Source organism: Pelomonas nitida (assembly GCF_043555975.1).
GTDB lineage: Bacteria > Pseudomonadota > Gammaproteobacteria > Burkholderiales > Burkholderiaceae_C > Pelomonas > Pelomonas nitida.
The window spans coordinates 37698-56467 of record NZ_JBIGIA010000010.1 but is presented as its reverse complement, the minus strand read 5'-3'; the positions used below and the strand labels follow the sequence as shown (position 1 = coordinate 56467).

Below are 18770 nucleotides of genomic sequence, written 5' to 3'. Positions count from 1 at the left end.
GTTCAGAGCCGCCACACCAGGAAGCCCGCGTCCTGCAGCGCGCCCGCGTCAAAGGCGGCCTTCACATCGATGAAAGCCCCGCCTTTGACCAGCTTCTTACCGACGTCCTCGACAGACAGCGCCGCGTACTCGCGGTGAGAGACGGCGGCGACGATGGCGTCGGCGCGCGGCAGCTCGTCGAAGGGCATCAGGCGCACGCCGTACTCGTGCATGGCTTCGTCGGCTTCGGCCTGCGCGTCGGTGACGAACACCTCCACGCCATAGGTCTTCAACTCGTTGATGATGTCGATGACCTTGGAGTTGCGCAGGTCGCCGCAGTTCTCCTTGAAGGTCAACCCGAGCACGTTGACGCGCGCGCCCTTGATGTGGCTGCCGCTGGCGATCATCTGCTTGATGGTCTGCTCGGCGATGAACTTGCCCATGCCGTCGTTGATTCGACGGCCCGCCAGGATGACCTGCGGGTGGTAGCCCAGCATGTCGGCCTTGTGCGTGAGGTAGTACGGGTCCACGCCGATGCAGTGACCACCCACCAGGCCCGGCTTGAACTTCAGGAAGTTCCACTTCGTGCCGGCGGCTTCCAGCACCTCGGAGGTGTCGATGCCCAGCTTGTCGAAGATGATGGCCAACTCGTTCATCAGCGCGATGTTGAGGTCGCGCTGCGTGTTCTCGATGACCTTGGCGGCCTCGGCGGCCTTGATGCTGGACGCGCGGTGCACGCCGGGGACGATGATCTTCTCGTAGACCTGGGCGACCTTGTCGAGCGTCTCGGGCGTGTCGCCGGAGACGATCTTCAGGATCTTGGTCAGCGTGTGTTCCTTGTCGCCCGGGTTGATGCGCTCGGGGCTGTAGCCGACGAAGAAGTCCTGCTTCCACTTCAGGCCCGACTCGCGCTCGAGCACCGGGATGCACACCTCCTCGGTCGCGCCCGGGTACACGGTGCTCTCATAGACGACGATGGCGCCCTTTTTCATGTGGCGGCCCACGCTCGTGCTGGAGCCGATCAGCGGACGGAAGTCGGGGATGTGGGCCTCGTCCACCGGCGTGGGCACGGCGACGATGATGACGTCGGCCTCGGCCAGCATCTTCGGGTCGTCGGTGTAGACGGCCAGCGTGGCGGCCTGCACCTCCTCGTCGCTCAGCTCACGGCTGGGGTCGGTGCCGCGCTGGCAGGCCTCGACCTTGTGCGTCGCGATGTCGAAACCGATAGTGCGGATCTGCTTGCCGAACTCCACCACCAGGGGCAGGCCCACGTAGCCGAGGCCGATGACTGCGAGCGTGTTCATGGGTCGCTTCTCGTTGCTGTGATTCTTGGGAGGCGCGTGATTGTCACTGCTGACGTGCCGCATCGCGATCCCGGACACCACGCAAAGCGGTGTCCAGCGCGCCCCAATGCGTGCGCAGAAAGTCCTTGAGCAGCGCGTCTTCGGCGCCCGCCGCGGCCTTGTCGACGTAGACCAGCACGACGGCCGCATCGTCGCCATGCCCCAGCATCCGCTGCAGCGCGCCGTACAGCTTGGCCTGCCAGTCGCTGACGAAGGGGCGGCCGTTGATCCAGTACACCTGCCAGACGCGCAGGCGCGGCGCGCGGCTGCCGTCGCCGCTGACCTGCGCAAGCGCCTGGCCGCGCAATTCAGCGGTCCGCCACGGCATCTCGCCATCGGGTGTGGCCAGCAGCGTCCGTCCAGATGCCGTCTGCGACCAGTCCTTCTCGGCCTCGTCGTCGACGAACTTGTTCACCGACGTGACCAGTTGCCGGCCGTACTTCTGGTCGCGGTAATAGCCCAGGTAGAGGCCGATCGCCGGGCCACCGGATTCGGGCTCGTAGCGGCCGTGGAGCACCGCCGCCGGGCTCTGGAAGAAGGGGCGCCAGCTCACCATCGGTTCGCTCTGCCAATGCCAGCCGGGCAGAGTCGGCGCGGCCACCACCGGCTCCCCGCGGATGACCGCGTGTTCTGCCTGCGTGCGCAGCAGCACTGGCGCCGCCAGCAACACGGCCGTCCCCAGCCACGCCAATGCCCAGCGCTGCAGCGCGACACCGTCCATCGCCGCGCCGGCGGGGGCCGGTTCGGCAGCGGGGTCGGGCTCCGACCAGCGTGCGCCGATCATGAACATGGCCAGCATGATGATGCCGAAGAACACCCAGCCGTAGATGATGTGGTCGACGCCGACGGCCAGCTTGTTGCCGGACAGGTGGCCCAGCATGACGATCATGTAGGCGCGCAACCAGTTGGCGACCAACGGCGTGACGATGGCGACACCCACGAAGGCCCAGCGGCGCGCGTAGGAGCGGTAGTTCAGGTACGCGAACAGCGTGCCCACCATGACCGACGCCATCAGGTAGCGAATGCCGCTGCAGGCCTGCACGACGGACCAGGAGCCGGTCGGGATGACGAACTCGGTCCCCTCGCGGAACACCGGAATGCCCGTTGCACGCAGCGCCAGCACGGTGAAATCTGCCGTGCGATCGACCAGCCAGGGCGTCAGGAAATCGCCAAAGGGCACGGAGAAGAACAGGAAGCCGAGCGGGAAGGCGATGCGGCGCGCCACCTCGGTGCCCAGCAACGCCGGCACCATGAGCACGGCCATGCCGACAAAGGCGAACTGCGTCGCAGCATTGGCCACGGCCAGGTCGCCCAGCAGCCAGAGCAAGCCGATCGGCACGATCAGCCACAGCCAGCGCGGTGCGGGCCGCGGCGTCAGCACGGCCAGGTCGGCACGTAGGCGCCACACCATCCAGCCCGACAGCGGCGGCACCACCCAGGCATGGGCGAAGGTCTCGGAGCGGTTCCAGATGCCGACCATCGCCCCGCCGGTGTCCGCGTAGATCACGGCCAGCAACACCCAGACTGCGAGCAGCGCCAGCAAGGGCAGGCGCCACTGAGGTGGCAGGGTCAGCATGCAGTTGCCTCCAGATGACGATCCAGGCTCGCCAGATGGGCCTCCCAGCTGTAGGCCCCGAGCACGAAATCTCGCGCCGATCGGCCCGCCGCGTCAGCGGCATCGCGGTGTGCGAGCAGCGCCGACAACTGCGCCACGTAGCCGGCCGCGTCGTCGGCTGCCACGAGGCCGGGCTGGTCGACGTTCGTGATCGCACGCACACAGCTGCCGGCCGCCACGACCGGTCGGGCCATCGCCATGGCCTCCAGCACCTTGTTCTGCAGGCCGCGCGCCAGCCGCAGCGGCGCGACGACAGCCGCCGCATGCTGCAGATAGGGGCGAACGTCAGGCACGGTGCCCGTGACGTTGACGGCATCGCCCGCCAGCGCTCGAACGGCTGGCGTCGGGCTGCGGCCGACGATGTGAAAGCGCAGCGCCGGGAAGCGCTCGCGCAGGGCTGGCAGCATGTCCTGAACAAACCAGCTGACCGCGTCGACGTTGGGCCAGTAGTCCATCGCGCCCGTGAAGACCAGCGGCAGCTCCCCCTCTGCAAAGGGGCCAGCACGCTGCGGCTGGGGCGCAAAGAAGTCGGCGTCGACGCCATTGCCCAGCGCCGCCAGCCGCAGCGGCGCGCCCGGGCTGAGCTCGCGGAACAGCGCCACCTCGTTCTCCGTCACGAAGAAGCTGCACTGCGCCGCGCGGGCCACGCGCTGCTCGTAGGCCAGCAGCCGGCTGAACTCGCGCCGGTACAACCAGGACATGGGCCAGGCATGCTCGGGCGCATAGTCGCGCCATTTGGCGGAGTCCACGTCGACGAAGTCCACCAGCGTCCTCACGCCGGCCAGGCCGCGCGTGTACTGGGCCATCACGCTGCTGAAGACGATGACGGCGTCGAAACCCACGCGCGCCGCCGAGGCATCCACCCAGGCCTGCAGGCCCGCATCGCGGTAGTAGGGCAGGCTCAGCGGCTCGCCGGTGAGCAGTCCGCGCAGGCTCAGCAACTTGGCGGCGCGCGGATTCAGCCGCGCCACATGCAGGCCGGCACACAGCTCACGCACGCGCGGCAGATGCTGCTCGTCGTCCGGGTCGTCGATGAAGCTGCCCAGGTGAACCTCGTGCCGCGCCGCCAGATGCCTGAGCAGGTGGTAGGACCGCACCTTGTCACCCTTGTTGGGCGGGTAAGGCAGGCGGTGGACGAGGTAGAGGATCTTCACGCGATCCTCAACCCAGGTTCTTGACGATGAAGGGCCCCAGCCAGTTCGCCACGCCGATGGGCAGCTTGCGCCAGGCCTTGATCATGAGCTGGTACTTGGGGTTGTTCGGGTTGTTCTGGGGCACCGCATCACGCTTGAACAAGCGGTACTCGTAGGACAGCGGCTGCGGCTCGAAACCCCAGTTCTTCTTGAACGCGTACGAGCCCGTGCCCTGCTTGCTGCGGCCGTAGTCGAACACCTTGAGGCCGCGCGCGCAGGCCCGTCGCAGCAGCTCCCAATACTTGAAGTCGTTGGCCGCGAGGTCTCGCGCGGCCTCGTCGTCGCCGGCGTAGTAGGGCAACACCTCGTCGCGGAAGTAGAAGCTCAGCACCGAGGACAGCGGCCGGCCGTCGGGGCCACTCACCGTCAGCACCTCGGCGTCGGCGCCGAACTCGTCGAGCAGCGCCTGGAAATACTTCTTCGGCATGGCCGGCGTGCCGTGGCGATGCACGTTGTCGGCATACAGGTCGAAGAACCGGTCGACGCCCGCATCGACATCGGCCGTCAACGCGTTCTTGATGCCTTTGCGCACCATGGCCCGCGCTTTTCGCGGAATGGCCAGCATGTTGGCCTCCTCGTCCGGCAGGATCTCCTTGCGAAAGGTCACGTAGAGATCCTGGCGCGGCCAGTCGGCGTGACGGGTCGCGCCCAGGTTGCGGTACTCGAGGTGGTCGGCGCCCTGCCCTCGCGCAAGGCTCTCTGCCTCGGCTTCCAGCGCAGCCGCCGCTTCGTCGCTGTGCGCCACCACGCCGCCATAGACCGCGAACGGCAGGCTCGACACCGAGTGGCCGAACAGCCGGCTCTTCACCTCGACGAGCGGCAGCACGCCTTCGATGGCACCGTCACGCTCGGCATACAGGAAGAACCCGCGGTGGCCGAAGCTCTTCTCGATGACGCGCAGCCAGCCGCTGCGATGGAAGAACGTAGCCTGCGGGTGGGCCTGCACGAAGGCATCCCAGCGGGCAGACAGGGCCAAGTCCTGCGCGGCCAGCCGCGCAATGCGTAGAGAAGCGTTCATTCAGGCCGGGCTCGCCGTCGCCTCGGCAGCGCGCGCGCTGGCGTCGCGGCCGAGGAAGATCTCGTCCATGCGCCCCCAGCGGAAATCCTCCAGCAAGCGGGCGATGCGGCCCTGGGTGCGCGCGATGTTGACGTAATGGCGAAAGCGCGCCTTGGCATCGATGCCGGCCACGCGGGGCTGCTCCGGGTCGATTTCCCAGGGGTGGAAATAGAAGACGGCCGATTCGCCGTCGACCTCGTTGACGCGGCGGATCATCCAGCGCGACAGCGCATACGGCAGCAGCCGAAAGTAGCCACCGCCGCTGCTGGGCAGGTTGCGCGAGCCCACGCGCAACGTCGTCACCGGGATCTCCAGCAGCCCGTCACGCACCGGGTAGGCGAAGCGCGGCGAATCCGGCATGCCGTAGTGGTCGTGGGCGATCGGGTAGACGCTGCTGGAATAGCGGTAGCCCGCCTCGCGCAGCACGTCGAAGGCCCACAGGTTGCCCTTGCCGATGGAGAAGCTCGGCGCCCGGTAGCCCACGACCGGCACGCCGCCCAGGTCTTCCAGCAGGCGCTTGGCGCTGCCGATATCGGCCAGAAAGGCCTCGGGCGTCAGATCGCTGGCACGCTCATGGCCGTAGCCGTGGCTGGCCAGTTCGTGGCCGCCGGCCACGATGGACCGGACGACCTGCGGGTAGCGCTCGGCGATCCAGCCCAGCGTGAAGAAGGTGGCCTTGACCTGCTTGTCCGCCAGCAGCGCGAGGATGGTGTCGATGTTGCGTTCGACCCGGCATTCCAGGCCGCTCCAGTCCTCGCGGCGGATGTAGGGCGCGAAGGCCGAGACCTGGAAATAGTCCTCCACGTCAATGCTCATCGCATTGCGCAGCGCCGGGTTCTTGGTGGGCATCAACATGGCGGGCTCGGTCAGCGTCAGTGCTGCTTGACGGCGTCGATCAGGCGCTGCAGCAGCGTCAGCGTCTGCAGGTTGATGCGCTCCAGCCTCATCATGCTGCGCTCCAGCCGCTGCAGTCGATCGGCGTTGTGGTCGGCGCTCAGTGCCGCGAGATCGGCGGACAAGCCATCCACGTCGGCCACGCCCAGCTTCAGCCGCGCGAGGTCCAGGGGCCCGAGGCTGACGTCCAGCGGCGCCGGCCGGCTGTCAGCCGGGCGCGAAGCCGCGCCGTCCAGCGGGTTGGCCTCGCTAGGCTGGGGCGTCTCGCTCTCCTGGGCGATGTCCCGCAATACCTCTTTCACGTCGGCCAGCGTCAGGTGGCTGCGCCCCTGCATGAACCCCAGCAGCAGCAACCGGTCGCACAACCTGTTGATGCGCCGCGGGATGCCGTTGCTGGCCTTGTGGATGGCCGGAAAGGCGTCGTGGTCGAAGGTGGGCTTGCCGGTGGAGCCCGCACACTTCAGGCGGTGCTCCATGTAGCGCTGCGTCTCGTCTTCGTCCAGCGGGCCGATGTGGCAGGTCGCCGCGACGCGCTGGCGGAACTGCTCCATCTCGGGCTTCTGCAGGATGTTGCGGAACTCCGGCTGACCGACGAGGAAGGTCTGCAGCAGCGACTGGTTGGCGAACTGGAAGTTGGACAGCATGCGCAACTCCTCCACCGCACGCGCCGTCAGGTTTTGCGCCTCATCGACGATGAGCAGGCAACGCTTGCCTTGCGTGACCTGGCTGACGAAGAAGGCCTCCAGCGTCATGAGCAGCTCGGACTTCGACGCATCCTTCACGCGCACGCCGAACGCCGCACCGACCATGCGCAGCGTGTCCTCCGCATCGAGCTGCGTCGTCACGACGTTGCCGATGACGACGTTGCTGCGGTTCAGGCTGTCGAGCAAGCCGCGCAGCAGCGTCGTCTTGCCCGCGCCAATCTCGCCGGTGATGACGATGAAGCCGTCGTTGCGCAACACACCGTAGTCGAGGTAGGCCTTGGCCCGGCGATGCTGCTTGCTGCCGTAATAGAAGTTGGGGTCCGGGCTGAGCTGAAAGGGTTTGCTGCTCAGGCCGTAAAAGGCTTCGTACATGTCAGGGGCGCCCGAGTCGTTGCATCTCAGAACTGTTGGGTCAGGCTCGCGTAGACCGCATTCTCGGTGTAAGGGGTGATGCTGTCGAAGCGGCTATGCCGGCCGCCGACCATCAGGCTCAGGCGTTCAGCCAGCCGCGCATTCCAAGAGGCCAGCAGGCTGGTCAGGTGCGTCGACTGGCTACCCAGGTCGCCGATCGACTCCTGACGCGCCACCGACAGCGAGAGCCCCGACAGCGGCGTCAGCTGGTGGCTGGCCGTCAGCGAGTAGGAGCGCTGCTCCACCCGCGCCGTGCTGGCCAGCGTGCCCTGGTTCAGGTTGTCGCCCAGCCGGCTCGTGACGGTGCGGCTGACCAGCGCCGACAGCGTGCTGCGCACGCCTTGCAGCGTGATGGCGAGCTGCTGGCTGCGCAACCGGCTGGGGCCCGCCGAGAGGAAACCGCCGGCGACGGCGGCATCCGGCGACAGCCCTTGCGATTGCAGGTAGCTACGCACCACGGCGTCCCGCTTGACGAGGTCGGGTTCCACCGACGCGAACAACAGGTAGTACAGCTCGTAGTAGGTGCCGGCACCGCCAGTTGCGCCGGTATTGCCAAGCGTCGTCGACGTCGTGTCCGACAGTCGCCACACCGAGCGCGCCAGGCGGTGCACGAAGCTCAGGTTGTGGCTGTTGCCGTAGTTGTGATACTGCCAGTCGGCCGCCAGCTGCGTGCGCGGCGTGGGTGTCCACTGCGACGCCACACCGCCCGTGTTGCCTTGCTGGCTGCTACCGCCGAGAAAGTCCGTGCGCTCACGCCCACCGTTGAGGGTGAAATTCCAGTCCGGGTCGGGGTGGTAGTCCACACCGATCTTCACCGTGTCGTTGCGGTTGGACGCAACGCTGGTCGATCTGACCTTCTGCGTGCTGCCCAGCAGCCACCAGCCGGTGACGCCGGGGTTGGCCTGGTTGATGCGCAGCGAGCCGCCCTGGCTGCGGCTGTCGCCCAGGCTGGTGCCACGCGCCTCGGTGCGCGCGAAATCCCCGCGCAGTTCGTAGGTGGCCACGCCCGCCAGCCGACCGCGCAACGACGGCGACACCGAGAGCGTGCCGGTCTCATGCTGGTTGGGATTGGCCAGGCTGTCCACGGCCCCGCGCGAGCCCAGGGTCGGCGCACTTTGCAGGCCAAAGGCCGACGCGTTCTGCTGCCCGATGCTGGCCCGCACATCCACAAAGAGCGTGCGGCTGATCAGCTCGGCCTGGCCGTTGGCGGACAGCGAGTTCTGCACACGCGACGGCTGATCGGACTTGACGTACACGATGCCGTTGAGCGCGTAGTCCAGGCTACCGCGCACCGCACCCGAGTTGCTGACGACACGCAGGCCCGGCGACACCGTGGTGATCAGCGCGGCGTCCTTGTTGACGTCGCTCAGCCGCAGGTTGTCCGTCCAGGTCTCCATGACGCTGACGCTGGTCTGCACGAGCACGCCCGATTGGCCGCTGCCGCCCTCCTGCTGGGTCCGGGTCTGAGCCTGGGTCTGCGCCACCGCGGCGCAGGCCGCGAGTGCGAGCACCAGGCGACGCGGCTCAGCGCTGCGCCGGGTCATTGCTGCCGTAACCGTAGCCGTAGCCATATCCGTAACCGTAGCCATACCCGTAGCCATAGCCACCGGCAGCGTTCGGACTGGCCTGGTTCAGCAGCATCATCTTCACCGGGCAGGTCTCGATGGCCGCCAGCGCCTGCTGCACCGCGCTCTGCGGTGTCTTCTCGGCATGCACAACGATGATGATCTGGCCCATGTGCGAGGCCAGCACACGCGATTCCGTCGTCAGCAGCAGCGGCGGCGAATCGAAGATGATGATGCGGTCCGGGTAGCGATTGGCCATGTCATCCAGCAACTGCCGCATCGCGTCGCTGGCCAGCAGCTCCGTCGCTCGCGGATGCGGCGTGCCGCTCGGCAGCAACGTCAGCTTCTCGACGTTGGTGCGCAGCAGCACCTCCGACATGTCCACGCGATCTTCCAGCACGTCGAGCAGGCCGGGCCCCTGCGGCAGCCCGAGCATGCGCAGCACCGATGGCCGCGCCACGTCGGCGTCGACGAGCATCACGGTGTTGTCCAGCTCCGCGGCAATGCTGAGCGCCAGGTTGATGGACGTGAAGCTCTTGCCCTCGCCGGCCAGTGCGCTGGTCACCATCAGCAGGTTGGCGTGGTTGATGGTGGCCGCGCCCTTGCCCATCGCGTTCTTGATCAGCGGCCGCTTGATGACGCGGTACTGGTCACCCGTCTGCGACCGCGGCGTGTCGGGCATCAGGAAGCCTTGCGCGGCCAGCGCCACGACGTCGAGTTCGACGCGCTTGGACGACGGATGCTGACCATCCTCGGCCAGCGAAATGCCCACGGCGGCGGGCGCTGCCGCCACGACGGGTGCAGCCGCTGGAGCCACCGTGACCGCTGGAGTCGCAGCAGGTTGCGGCTCCGGCACACCCGGCGCGTCGCCAGGCAACACCACGCCCGCCTGGCGCAATTGTTCGAGCCGCTGTGCGGCTTGTTCGATCAAGCTCGTCATGTCAGACCACCTGCCGGCTCAGTTGTACCGCCAAGACCGTCAAGGCGATGGCGAACATCACCAGCAGCCCACCGGCCCCGGCCGCAAAGCGCACCAAATCCACGCGCATACGGGCCCGATCGGCATCCGTCACGAGCCTGGTCACGACACCCAGGATGGGCAGTTCCACCCGCGCCCGCAGGTCGTTGGCATCATGAAACACCGGGCGCAACTGACTCGCCGCAAACGTCGTGAACAACCCGATGCCCAACGCCGCCGCCATGGCTCCGGCCAGCAGCAGCAACCGGTTGGGCGCCACGGGCTTCGGGTTGGCGCGCGGCGGATCGATGACACGGAAGTCCGCAACGCCCGACGCCACGTCCAGTTCGCCCGAAATAGCCGCCTGCTCGCGCCGCTGCACGAGATCCTCGTAGTTCTTCTTGTTGATCGCGTAGTCCCGGTTCAGCTGCGCCGCTTCCGCCTCCACCTGGGGGGCCGTCTTCAGCGCCACCATGGCCTGGCTGTAACGCGACGAATACTCGTCCACACGGGCGCGCAAGGAAGCAACCTGCACTTCCGTCGTGGCCAGGATGCGCACCAACTCCTGCGTGGCCATGCTGCCGCCACCCTGCGCCACGCTCACCGTCGGCATCGCGGCCGCAGCCTTGCGCAGATCCGCGATCTCACGCTTGCGCTGGTCTTCGAGATCCTTGATGAGCTTGCGCGCCGCAATGATGTCCGGGTGCTGCTCGGTATAGCGCTGCAGCAATCCATCGAGATTGCGCCGCAGATCGGCGAGTCGCGCATCGAGTTCAGGCGTTGCGATGTTCGCGTTCGCCTCCTGCATCAGGCTCTGCGTCGTCGTCTGGGCACCGCCACGCGCTCTTTCCGCGTCCAGCTGCGCCTTCGCGGCGTCGCGCGCGTTCAAGGCCTCGCGGTATTCCAGCCTCGCACGTTCCAGCTGCGCACCGATCTCCGCGATATGCGAGGCGGAGTCCTTGCCCTCACCGGCCATCGACAGATTCTTCAGCCGGAACTCCTTGAGCCGCGTCTCGGCCTCTTCGAGCTTGGCCTCGTAGGTCTTGATCTGCTCGTTGATGAAGGTCGTGGCCGTCGACGTGCCCTGCCGGGTCTGGCCCAGGCTGGACTCCACGAAGATCGACACCAGCGACTGCACCACCCGCTTGGCGGTTTCCGGATCGCTGTCCCGATAACCCAGCACATAGAGGTTGTCGCCGCGACCGCTGCTCTGGATGGACAGGTTGCTGGTCACCGACTCGATCGTCGCTTCCTGCTGGGCCTTGGACTGGTTCTTCAAGTCCAGATCGGCCATGCGCACGAGCTTCTCGACATTGGGCCGGCTGATCAACGTGCGGCTCAGCATGGTGACCTGCTGCTCCACATTGGGCTGCACTGCCAAGCCGGACATCAACGGCTTCAGGATGGACTGCGTATCGACGTAGATACGCGCGCTGGCCTCATAACGGTCAGGCAACACGAACACCACGACGGCGCCGATCACGCCGGTCACCCAGGCCACGATGAGGCCGACCCAGCGGTACTTCCACATGCGCCGGACAATCACCAGCAGCTGGGCAATCAGCAATTCCATCGAAAACGATCTCGGTTAATGCAAACGCGTGATGTTTCAGCCACCGGCCGAAGCCATCCGGCGTCAGAACAGGCTCTGCGGAATGATGAGGATGTCGCCAGGCCGCATCTCGACATTGGCTGACACGTCACCGCGCTTGATCAGGTCCTTGAGACGCACGGAATACTGCTTGTTGCCTTCGGCGGTGCGCAGAATGGTCGCGCTGTTGCCGGCCGCAAAGTCAGTGAGGCCGCCGACGGCGATCATCACGTCGAGCACGGTCATCTTCTGGCGGAACGGCAGGAATTGGGGCTTGGCCGCCTCGCCGACGACGCGGATCTGCTCGCTGAACGGCCCGACGAACGACGTGACGATCACGGTGACGACCGGATCGCGAACGTATTTGCTGAGCTGCTTCTCGACCTCGCGCGCAACCTCCACCGAGGTCTTGCCCTGAACCAGCATCTCGTCCACCAGCGGCGCTGAGATCTTGCCGTCGGGCCGGACCGGAACCGACATCGACAACTCCGGATTGCGCCAGACCTGGATGCTGAGGTTGTCGCCGGCACCGATCACATAGCTGTAATCACCCGCGCCGACGCTCGCTGGCGCGGCAGGAAGGCTCGAGCCTGCGCACCCCGCCAGCAGAACGGCACCAAAAGCGGCGACAGCGCCAATCAGTTTTGCTCGCATGGCGCGGCGGCAGGATTCAAGAACGCCACCGGACCGCAGGGCCTGCGCGTCGCTACGAGTTGAAGCATGGGTGGTATCCAAGGCATGTCCTTTGTGGATCTGTTGATCAGGGCGCATAACGCGAGCCATCTCGCCACGCCGCAATGGGCGCGCGCATGATGCCATAGGGAGGACAACCGGCCGGACGCGGAATCAGGGGGGGTACGAGCCCACGGCGTACGTGCAATTTCACCCCCATTCACCCCATCCCGGGGCAGACGCCGGATCGATTTCAGCGCGGTTTCGCGCGCCCTTCTAGCAGCGGCCGGATCAGCACCAACATGAGTTGCTGAATGGGATTTGCGTTACCAAATGGTCGCCATGTAAATTTCAGTCGCTGATGAAACGCGTCAAAGTGCATCCCCCACGGCGCCGCTTTCAATTTTCCACGCCCCAACAGCACCTTCAGCACCGATACACCCATGACGCCGGCGCACAAGTCGCAGGCCATCATCGTCGACGGGCCACGCCTTTCCTGGAAATTCACCGCCTTGGGCGCCACCAGATAATCCCGCTGCAACATGGCGGGCGACAAACCGGCGATGAATCTCGCGTACTGCTCGTTTTCGCTGCGCCCTTCAACCCGGAAGTAGTCTTCGAAACTCATCCCGCCGGGCCGAAAATAAAGCAGCGCTACCCCCATCCCCAACGGCGCAGCCGTCAGTGCGTGAATTCCGCGCTCCTGGCAGGCTTTGAACAGCATGCGGCGAGCCGGCAGCGCAAAAAAGTCGATACCGTCGACATACACATCAACATCGCGAAGAAAATCGTCGATATTGGCAGCCGTCACGCCTTCAGAAAATACGCGAACGTCCGCTTCCGGATTGATGTCACGCGCCATCTCGGCCAGCACCGCCGCTTTGGGGCGGTCCATCGTGGACATGAACGCGCCAACCTGCCGGTTCATGTTGTGGACACCGAATTCGTCGAAGTCGGCAATATTGAAGTTGGCCACGCCCAGGCGACAAAGCGTCAACAGGTGCGCGCCCCCCACGCCGCCGAGACCGGCGATGGCCACGCGCGAAGACCTGAGTTTTTCCTGCTCGGCCGAAGTCACCCAGCCGACATTCCTGGAAAATGCCCGTTCGTAGTCAAACGTCGAAGCTTGGTTCACATTCGCCCCCTTGAGTCGGCAAAATCCGCTGGAAGTACCAGCAAACGCTGCACCAACCGCCATCCAGTCGCCGTCTGGTGACTCCCCTCAAATGCAAGAGAGGTCGCAAGCCATGGATTCGCAAGCCACCATACTGCAAATTCTAGACTTTGCCCGGTGGGCTCCCAGCGGTGATAACACCCAACCCTGGCGCTTTGAAATTCTGAGCGCCAGCCACGTGGCCGTGCACGGATTCGACACGCGGCAGCACTGTGTCTATGACCTGGACGGCCACCCCAGCCAGATTGCCATCGGGGCGTTGGTGGAAACCGCCGCCATTGCGGCCAGTCACCATCAATTGCGCGTGCAGGTCCAGCGCCGCGCCGAGTCGCCGGACGAGCGGCCGGTGTTCGATCTCCGGTTTGTCAAAGACCCGAGCGTGGCCGCCGATCCACTGCTCAGCAGCGTCAAAACACGCTCGGTACAACGCAGGCCCCTCAAGACGCTGCCGCTGACGGCCCAGCAGCAACAGGCGCTCGCCGCAGCCATCGGCCCGAACTACACCGTCACCTGGATCGAACGCACCAGCGAACGGCTCAGGGTCGCCAAGCTGCTGTTCCACTCGGCAAAGATCCGCCTCACGATGCCCGAGGCCTACCGGGTCCACAAAGACATCATCGAGTGGAACGCCCAGTTCAGCACCGACCGAGTGCCCGATCAGGCACTGGGCACCGACCCCATGACGACGCGCCTGATGCGATTTGTGATGCAGGACTGGCGTCGCGTCGAGCGCTTCAACCGCTTTCTGGCCGGTACCTGGGCCCCACGGATCCAGCTCGATTTCATTCCGGGCATCGCCTGCGCGGCACACTTCCTGCTGAAGGCCAGGTCACCGGCGCGCACGCTCGACGACTACGTCGCCGCCGGGCGGGCGACGCAGCGCTTCTGGCTCACCGCCACGCACCTCGGCCTGCAGCTCCAGCCAGAAATCACACCGCTCGTGTTCAGGCGGTATGCCTGCGAGCAAAGGCCTTTTTCCGCCACGCCGGGCCTGCACCAGATGGCGGACCGGCTGGCCCAACGGTTCACGAGCCTGGTGGGACGTGAGGCCGCCGAGAACACGGTGTTCATGGGCCGGGTCGGCAGCGGCAACGCGCCCAGCGCCCGGTCGCTCAGGCGCCCGCTTGCAGACCTCATCATCCAGCCGGCCGGCAGCAGCCCGTCGAGCATGCCGGCAAGAGGTACATAGCCCCGGCACGGCGGCTAACGCTCAGTTCACGACGCTCGCCAACGCCTTGGCGATCGTGCCCACCGTCTCCAGTGCCTGCTGGAAGCCGGGATGGTCCGGGTGGCCGTAGTTGATGCGAACGTGGTGGCGAAAGCGTCGGTCCGCCGAGAACAGCTGCCCCGGCGCCAAGCTGATGCCTTGCGACAGCGCCAAGCGATGCAAGGCCAGGGCGTCGACCTGCTCGGGCAGTTCCACCCACAGGAAATACCCGCCTTCGGGCTGCGTCACGCGCGTGCCGGCGGGAAAGTGCCTGGCGATGGCGCCCAACACCGCCTGCTGGTGCTGCGCCAGCGTGGCGCGCAACTGGCGCAGATGGCGGTCATAACCGCCGTGCTGCAGGTACTCGCTCAAGCCTTCCTGCGACGGCAGCGGCGCCGAGACCGAACTCATGAACTTGCGCTGCGTCACGTCGCGCACGAAGCGGCCGGCGGCCACCCAACCGACGCGGTAGCCGGGCGCCAGCGTCTTGGAGAAAGAGCTGCAGTGCATCACCAGGCCCTGCCGGTCCCAGGCTTTCGCGGGCCTGGGCTTGTGGCCACCAAAGTGGAGCTCGCCGTAGACGTCGTCCTCGATCAGCGGCACCTCGTGCCGCGCCAGCAGCTCGACCAGCGCCTGCTTGGCGCTGTCCGGCATCAGGCTGCCGAGCGGATTCTGGAAGTTGGGCATCAACCAGCAGGCCTTGACCGGATGCTGGGCCATCACGGCGGCCAGCGCGTCGACGGCGATCCCCGTGCGCGGATGCGTGGCGATCTCGACGGCACGCAGGCCGCGGCGCTCCAGCGCCTGCAGCGCCGCGTAGAACGTGGGCGACTCGACCGCCACGAGGTCGCCCGGTTGCGTCACGCTCTCCAGGCACAGGTTCAAGGCCTCCATCGCGCCGTTCGTGATGACGAGCTCGTCGGCATCAACGCTCGCGCCCATGCCCAGGTAGCGCAGCGCGATCTGGCGGCGCAGCGCCGCACTGCCGGGTGTGAGGTCTTCGACCGTGCGCCAGGGGTCGAGCCGCCGCAGCGCCTTGCCGGTGGCCAGCGCCAGCCGCGGCAGCGGAAACAGCGCCGGGCTCGGGAACGCCGAGCCCATCGGCACGAGACTGCGATTCCTCGCGTGGCCCAGCACCTGGAACACGAGCTCCGACACCTCGACGGCTTGATCCCGCGTGGCCGTTTGCGAGCACTGCGGCTCCGCCTGCCGCGCCATGGTGCGGCTCACGAAATAGCCCGACCGCGGCCGTGCCTGCAGCAGGCCCCGGGCTTCGAGCAGGTAATACGCCTCGAAGACCGTGGACGGGCTCACGCCGCGGTTGCGGCTGGCCTCGCGCACGGACGGCACCCGATCGCCCGGCCGCAGCTGCCCAGTGGCGATCGACTCGGCGATCTCCTCGGCGAGGGCTTCGTAGCGTTTCATGCGTGCAGCAGTTCAGGCATCTGATGTGCCGATTTCTTGAAGTCCGCGCCACTGTACCGGTGCAGCGCCGCGGCCAGATCTCGTATGCCGAGGCCGGCCTCGTCGGATCGGCGCAGGGCCATCCCGTGGCAGGCGCCTCCGCCGAAACGGCCTGCGCTTAAAGTCGCGCCCCTTCCCGGTTTCCGATTTCCCTCCCCCGCCATGAGCCTCGCCGACGTCCGCGCGGCCCTGAATGCCGAGCTGTCGGCCACGCCCGAGTACTACGACTTCAAGGTGCTGCACGCCGAGCGTGACGGCAGCCTGTGGCGCGTCACGCTGGAGCCCGGCTATGTGTTCGCCGAGGGGCAGCGGCCCGGTGCCGCGTCGGCGCAGGCGCTGCTGGACGACAGCCTGGACGGCGCTGCCGCCTGGTGGGGTGCGCCGTCCAAGGGCGGCGCCAGCGTGCTGGCCGTGCTCGCCGAGGAAGACCAGCTCGTGCTGCAAAACGCCAGCAGCCCGCCACCGCCGGCCGGGCACTTGATCCGGCTGTACCCCACGCGCTTCCTCAGCGCCGTGGCCGATGCCTGGTGGGACACCCCTTGGGCCGAACAGGCGCTGGCCGCACTGCCCGATCTGTCAACGCCGCGGCCGTTGCGCGGCGGCACGGCGCTGACCGGCGAGCCCTTCCGCTGGCTGCGCCCGGCCCAGCGTGCGGCACTGGCGCTGGTGGGCCACAGCAGCGGCTTTCTGTGGGGGCCACCCGGCACGGGCAAGACGACGACGCTGGGCGTGCTGCTGGCCGAGTACCTGGAGCGCCACCCCGCCGCGCGCGTGCTGCTGCTGTCCACCACCAATCAGGCCGTGGACCTGGCCACGCTGGCCGTCGACAAGGCACTGCAGAAAGGCCGGCGCGAGCCGCTGCGCGCGGCCGTGCAGCGGCTGGGCACGCGCTTCGACGCCGCCGCCTACGAAGGCCGCGAGCACCTGCTGCCCACGCAGGACCGCGACCTCATCGCCCGCCTGGCCCGCGCGGAGGCCGCCCGGCCCTCGGCGCGAGACGCCGCGGCACTGAAGGCCTGGGCCGACCGGGTCGCCACGCTGCGGGACGAGCTGCGCACCGCGTCGCTGCAGGTACTGCGGCGCTGCCGCCTGGCCAGCATGACGACCACGCGCGCCGTCTTCACGCTCAAGACGCTGCGCCAGCTGGCCGACGACGGCGAGCCGCCGTTCGACCTGGTCGTGTTCGACGAAGCCAGCCAGGTCAGCCTGGCCCACGCGCTGGTGCTGATGCCGCTGGGCCGCGCACGGCTGTTCGCCGGCGACCCGCAGCAGCTCTCGCCCGTGCAGCGCAGCGACGACCGCCTCGCGCGCCGCTGGCTGGGCCGCTCGCCATTTGCCGAGATGCCCCGCCACCCGATGTCAGGCGGGCCTGGCGTCGCGCTGCTGGACGAGCAATCCCGCATGGCGCCGCCCATCGTCGAGCTGGTCAGCCAGCTGTTCTACGACGGCACCCTGCGCGTGGCGGCCGACGCCCAGGCATCGCCCGACTGGCTGGCGGCGCGGCAGCGCGCGCTGGGCGACATCCCCGCCGAGACGCATGTGCATGTGCACCGCGTGAAGACCGACGGCGGCTGGGTGGCGGCCGAGCGCGGGCCGGTGCGGCGCGAGTCGGCCGAGGCGATCGCCGAGCTGCTGGCGCAGGCCTTGGCCAGCGGCAACTGGCAGCCTGACGAACTCATCGTGCTGACACCGTTTCGCGCCCAGCGCGCGCTGATCCGCCAGCGGCTGCGCGCACACGGCCTGCCGGAGCAATTGCGCGTCAGCACCGTGCACCGCGCCCAGGGCAGCGAGGCGCCGGTGGTGCTGTTCGACCCGGCCGACGGCAGCCAGCCCTTCCTGCACGGCGAGGCGGCGCAGCGGCTGCTCAACGTCGCGCTGAGCCGCGCGCAGGCCAAGCTGGTGCTGTTCGTGTCGCCGGCCGATGCCGCCGGCCCACTGCTGGCGCCACTGCTGCAGCGGCTGCGGCTGGCGGGCGATACGCGGGCCGCGACGCCGCTGCTGGAACTCGCCCGGCAGCCGGGCTTCCCCGCCAACACGCTCGGCAAGCGCGTCAGCGCGGGGCGGCACGAGGGCGAGGTGGTGCGCGTCAGCCCCGACAGCCGGCAGTTCTGGCTGGTCAACGCGCGCACGGGCGCGGAGCAGCTGATCGACGCCGAGTTCTGGCGCCGGCGCGCGGCCGGCACCGGCTGAACCGCCTCAGACGGCGGCCGTCACGACGATCTCGATCTTCCACTCCGGCCAAAGTTGAGACTGTCAAGTTGAACGAGTGCCTCGCGCGGCCGTTCCTGGCCGTGGTAATCGACCTGTTCAGTCGTCAGGTGGTGGGCTGGTCGCTGAGGCAAGACATGACATGACACGCGAGTTGGTCATCGACGCGCTGCGCATGGCCTGGTTCAAGCGCCATCCGGCCAAGGACGCGGGCCTGATCTTCCACAGCGACCGGGGCAGCCAGTACGCCAGCAAGGACTTCCGCGACGTGCTCACCGAATACGGCATCACCGCCTCGATGAGCCGGCGAGGCAACTGCTGGGACAACGCCTGCAGCGAGACCTTGTTCGGTTCGCTGAAGGTGGAGCGGCTGCACGGGCAGCGCTTCAAGAGCAGGCGCCAGGCCATGGACGAAGTCGTGGCCTGGATGCTCTGGTACAACCGAACTCGGCTGCACTCGACGCTGGCCTACGTCAGCCCGATGCAGTTCGAAGAAAACTGGCTCGCCGGCCAACGCCGGCAAGTCAACGCGTAGTCCAGCTATGGGATACGGAATTCAGGGGCAAGGTCACTCTGACCGCCCTCGACCAGGCGCACGGCCTCCTGCTTGAACTCCATCGTATAGCGCGCCCTCGGCGCCGCCTTCGGCTTCGTCATTCCCACTCTCCTTGCTTGCATTGAATCACTCAGCAAGGGAGACGGTTTTCGGGGGCAAAGTCAATGCTGGGAGAGGGG

The 18770-nt window shown here is 67.3% G+C and carries 14 protein-coding genes and 1 pseudogene; 3 read left to right on the top strand and 12 right to left on the bottom strand.

The features are described 5' to 3' along the window. Window positions 1-2 precede the first annotated feature (2 nt). From ACG00X_RS14070 to ACG00X_RS14020, 11 genes are all read right to left on the bottom strand, one after another. Complete coding sequence (locus ACG00X_RS14070) at window positions 3-1283, bottom strand: nucleotide sugar dehydrogenase (protein ID WP_394488818.1); 1281 nt, start codon at window positions 1281-1283, stop codon at window positions 3-5. Window positions 1284-1326: 43 nt separating this feature from the next. Beyond that, on the bottom strand, window positions 1327-2898 hold the full coding sequence (gene xrtA, locus ACG00X_RS14065) for an exosortase A (RefSeq protein WP_394488817.1): 1572 nt from the start codon (window positions 2896-2898) through the stop codon (window positions 1327-1329). Then, window positions 2892-4091 (bottom strand): TIGR03087 family PEP-CTERM/XrtA system glycosyltransferase, encoded by a 1200-nt coding sequence (locus ACG00X_RS14060; protein ID WP_394488816.1) that lies wholly within the window; start codon window positions 4089-4091, stop codon window positions 2892-2894. Before ACG00X_RS14060 ends, xrtA begins: the two co-directional genes overlap by 7 nt. 7 nt (window positions 4092-4098) lie before the next feature. Continuing rightward, a complete protein-coding gene (locus ACG00X_RS14055; protein WP_394488815.1) occupies window positions 4099-5148 on the bottom strand; it encodes a FemAB family XrtA/PEP-CTERM system-associated protein in 1050 nt (349 codons plus the stop codon). Continuing rightward, entirely contained in the window at window positions 5149-6042 is an 894-nt protein-coding gene (locus ACG00X_RS14050; RefSeq protein WP_394488814.1) for an XrtA system polysaccharide deacetylase, read from the bottom strand. Window positions 6043-6059: 17 nt separating this feature from the next. Beyond that, window positions 6060-7157 carry an XrtA/PEP-CTERM system-associated ATPase gene (locus tag ACG00X_RS14045; protein WP_394488813.1) on the bottom strand — a complete coding sequence of 366 codons (1098 nt, stop codon included), beginning with the start codon at window positions 7155-7157 and terminating at the stop codon, window positions 6060-6062. A gap of 26 nt (window positions 7158-7183) precedes the next feature. After that, window positions 7184-8707, bottom strand: a complete 1524-nt coding sequence (locus ACG00X_RS14040; RefSeq protein WP_394488812.1) for a TIGR03016 family PEP-CTERM system-associated outer membrane protein — start codon at window positions 8705-8707, stop codon at window positions 7184-7186. Window positions 8708-8720: 13 nt separating this feature from the next. After that, entirely contained in the window at window positions 8721-9701 is a 981-nt protein-coding gene (locus tag ACG00X_RS14035) for an XrtA-associated tyrosine autokinase (RefSeq protein WP_394488811.1), read from the bottom strand. Between the two features lies 1 nt (window position 9702). After that, window positions 9703-11292, bottom strand: coding sequence for an XrtA system polysaccharide chain length determinant (locus ACG00X_RS14030; RefSeq protein ID WP_394488810.1), 1590 nt, complete (start codon window positions 11290-11292; stop codon window positions 9703-9705). Window positions 11293-11355: 63 nt separating this feature from the next. Then, on the bottom strand, window positions 11356-11964 hold the full coding sequence (locus ACG00X_RS14025; protein WP_394488970.1) for an XrtA/PEP-CTERM system exopolysaccharide export protein: 609 nt from the start codon (window positions 11962-11964) through the stop codon (window positions 11356-11358). A gap of 271 nt (window positions 11965-12235) precedes the next feature. After that, window positions 12236-13117 (bottom strand): ThiF family adenylyltransferase, encoded by an 882-nt coding sequence (locus ACG00X_RS14020; protein ID WP_394488809.1) that lies wholly within the window; start codon window positions 13115-13117, stop codon window positions 12236-12238. A 112-nt stretch (window positions 13118-13229) separates the two neighbouring features. Here ACG00X_RS14020 and ACG00X_RS14015 point away from each other — a divergent pair, with 112 nt between their 5' ends. Beyond that, complete coding sequence (locus tag ACG00X_RS14015) at window positions 13230-14345, top strand: nitroreductase family protein (RefSeq protein ID WP_394488808.1); 1116 nt, start codon at window positions 13230-13232, stop codon at window positions 14343-14345. A 21-nt stretch (window positions 14346-14366) separates the two neighbouring features. Here ACG00X_RS14015 and ACG00X_RS14010 read toward each other — a convergent pair whose 3' ends face one another. Next, window positions 14367-15788 (bottom strand): aminotransferase-like domain-containing protein, encoded by a 1422-nt coding sequence (locus ACG00X_RS14010; protein WP_394488807.1) that lies wholly within the window; start codon window positions 15786-15788, stop codon window positions 14367-14369. A gap of 201 nt (window positions 15789-15989) precedes the next feature. Between ACG00X_RS14010 and ACG00X_RS14005 the strand changes: the two genes are divergently transcribed. Both ACG00X_RS14005 and ACG00X_RS14000 read left to right on the top strand, forming a co-directional pair. Continuing rightward, window positions 15990-18017 (top strand): DEAD/DEAH box helicase, encoded by a 2028-nt coding sequence (locus ACG00X_RS14005; protein ID WP_394488806.1) that lies wholly within the window; start codon window positions 15990-15992, stop codon window positions 18015-18017. Window positions 18018-18109: 92 nt separating this feature from the next. Then, window positions 18110-18570: pseudogene (locus ACG00X_RS14000) on the top strand (IS3 family transposase); the annotation flags it as partial. Window positions 18571-18770: the final 200 nt, after the last annotated feature.

Excerpts from the sequence above, each read along its gene's own strand:
- ACG00X_RS14005 (WP_394488806.1), top strand. The coding sequence starts at position 15,990 with ATGAGCCTCGCCGACGTCCGCGCGGCCCTGAATGCCGAGCTGTCGGCC.
- ACG00X_RS14015 (WP_394488808.1), top strand. The coding sequence starts at position 13,230 with ATGGATTCGCAAGCCACCATACTGCAAATTCTAGACTTTGCCCGGTGG.
- ACG00X_RS14010 (WP_394488807.1), bottom strand. The coding sequence starts at position 15,788 with ATGAAACGCTACGAAGCCCTCGCCGAGGAGATCGCCGAGTCGATCGCC.
- ACG00X_RS14055 (WP_394488815.1), bottom strand. The coding sequence starts at position 5,148 with ATGAACGCTTCTCTACGCATTGCGCGGCTGGCCGCGCAGGACTTGGCC.
- ACG00X_RS14025 (WP_394488970.1), bottom strand. The coding sequence starts at position 11,964 with ATGCGAGCAAAACTGATTGGCGCTGTCGCCGCTTTTGGTGCCGTTCTG.
- xrtA (WP_394488817.1), bottom strand. The coding sequence starts at position 2,898 with ATGCTGACCCTGCCACCTCAGTGGCGCCTGCCCTTGCTGGCGCTGCTC.
- ACG00X_RS14030 (WP_394488810.1), bottom strand. The coding sequence starts at position 11,292 with ATGGAATTGCTGATTGCCCAGCTGCTGGTGATTGTCCGGCGCATGTGG.
- ACG00X_RS14070 (WP_394488818.1), bottom strand. The coding sequence starts at position 1,283 with ATGAACACGCTCGCAGTCATCGGCCTCGGCTACGTGGGCCTGCCCCTG.
- ACG00X_RS14050 (WP_394488814.1), bottom strand. The coding sequence starts at position 6,042 with ATGTTGATGCCCACCAAGAACCCGGCGCTGCGCAATGCGATGAGCATT.
- ACG00X_RS14035 (WP_394488811.1), bottom strand. The coding sequence starts at position 9,701 with ATGACGAGCTTGATCGAACAAGCCGCACAGCGGCTCGAACAATTGCGC.
- ACG00X_RS14045 (WP_394488813.1), bottom strand. The coding sequence starts at position 7,157 with ATGTACGAAGCCTTTTACGGCCTGAGCAGCAAACCCTTTCAGCTCAGC.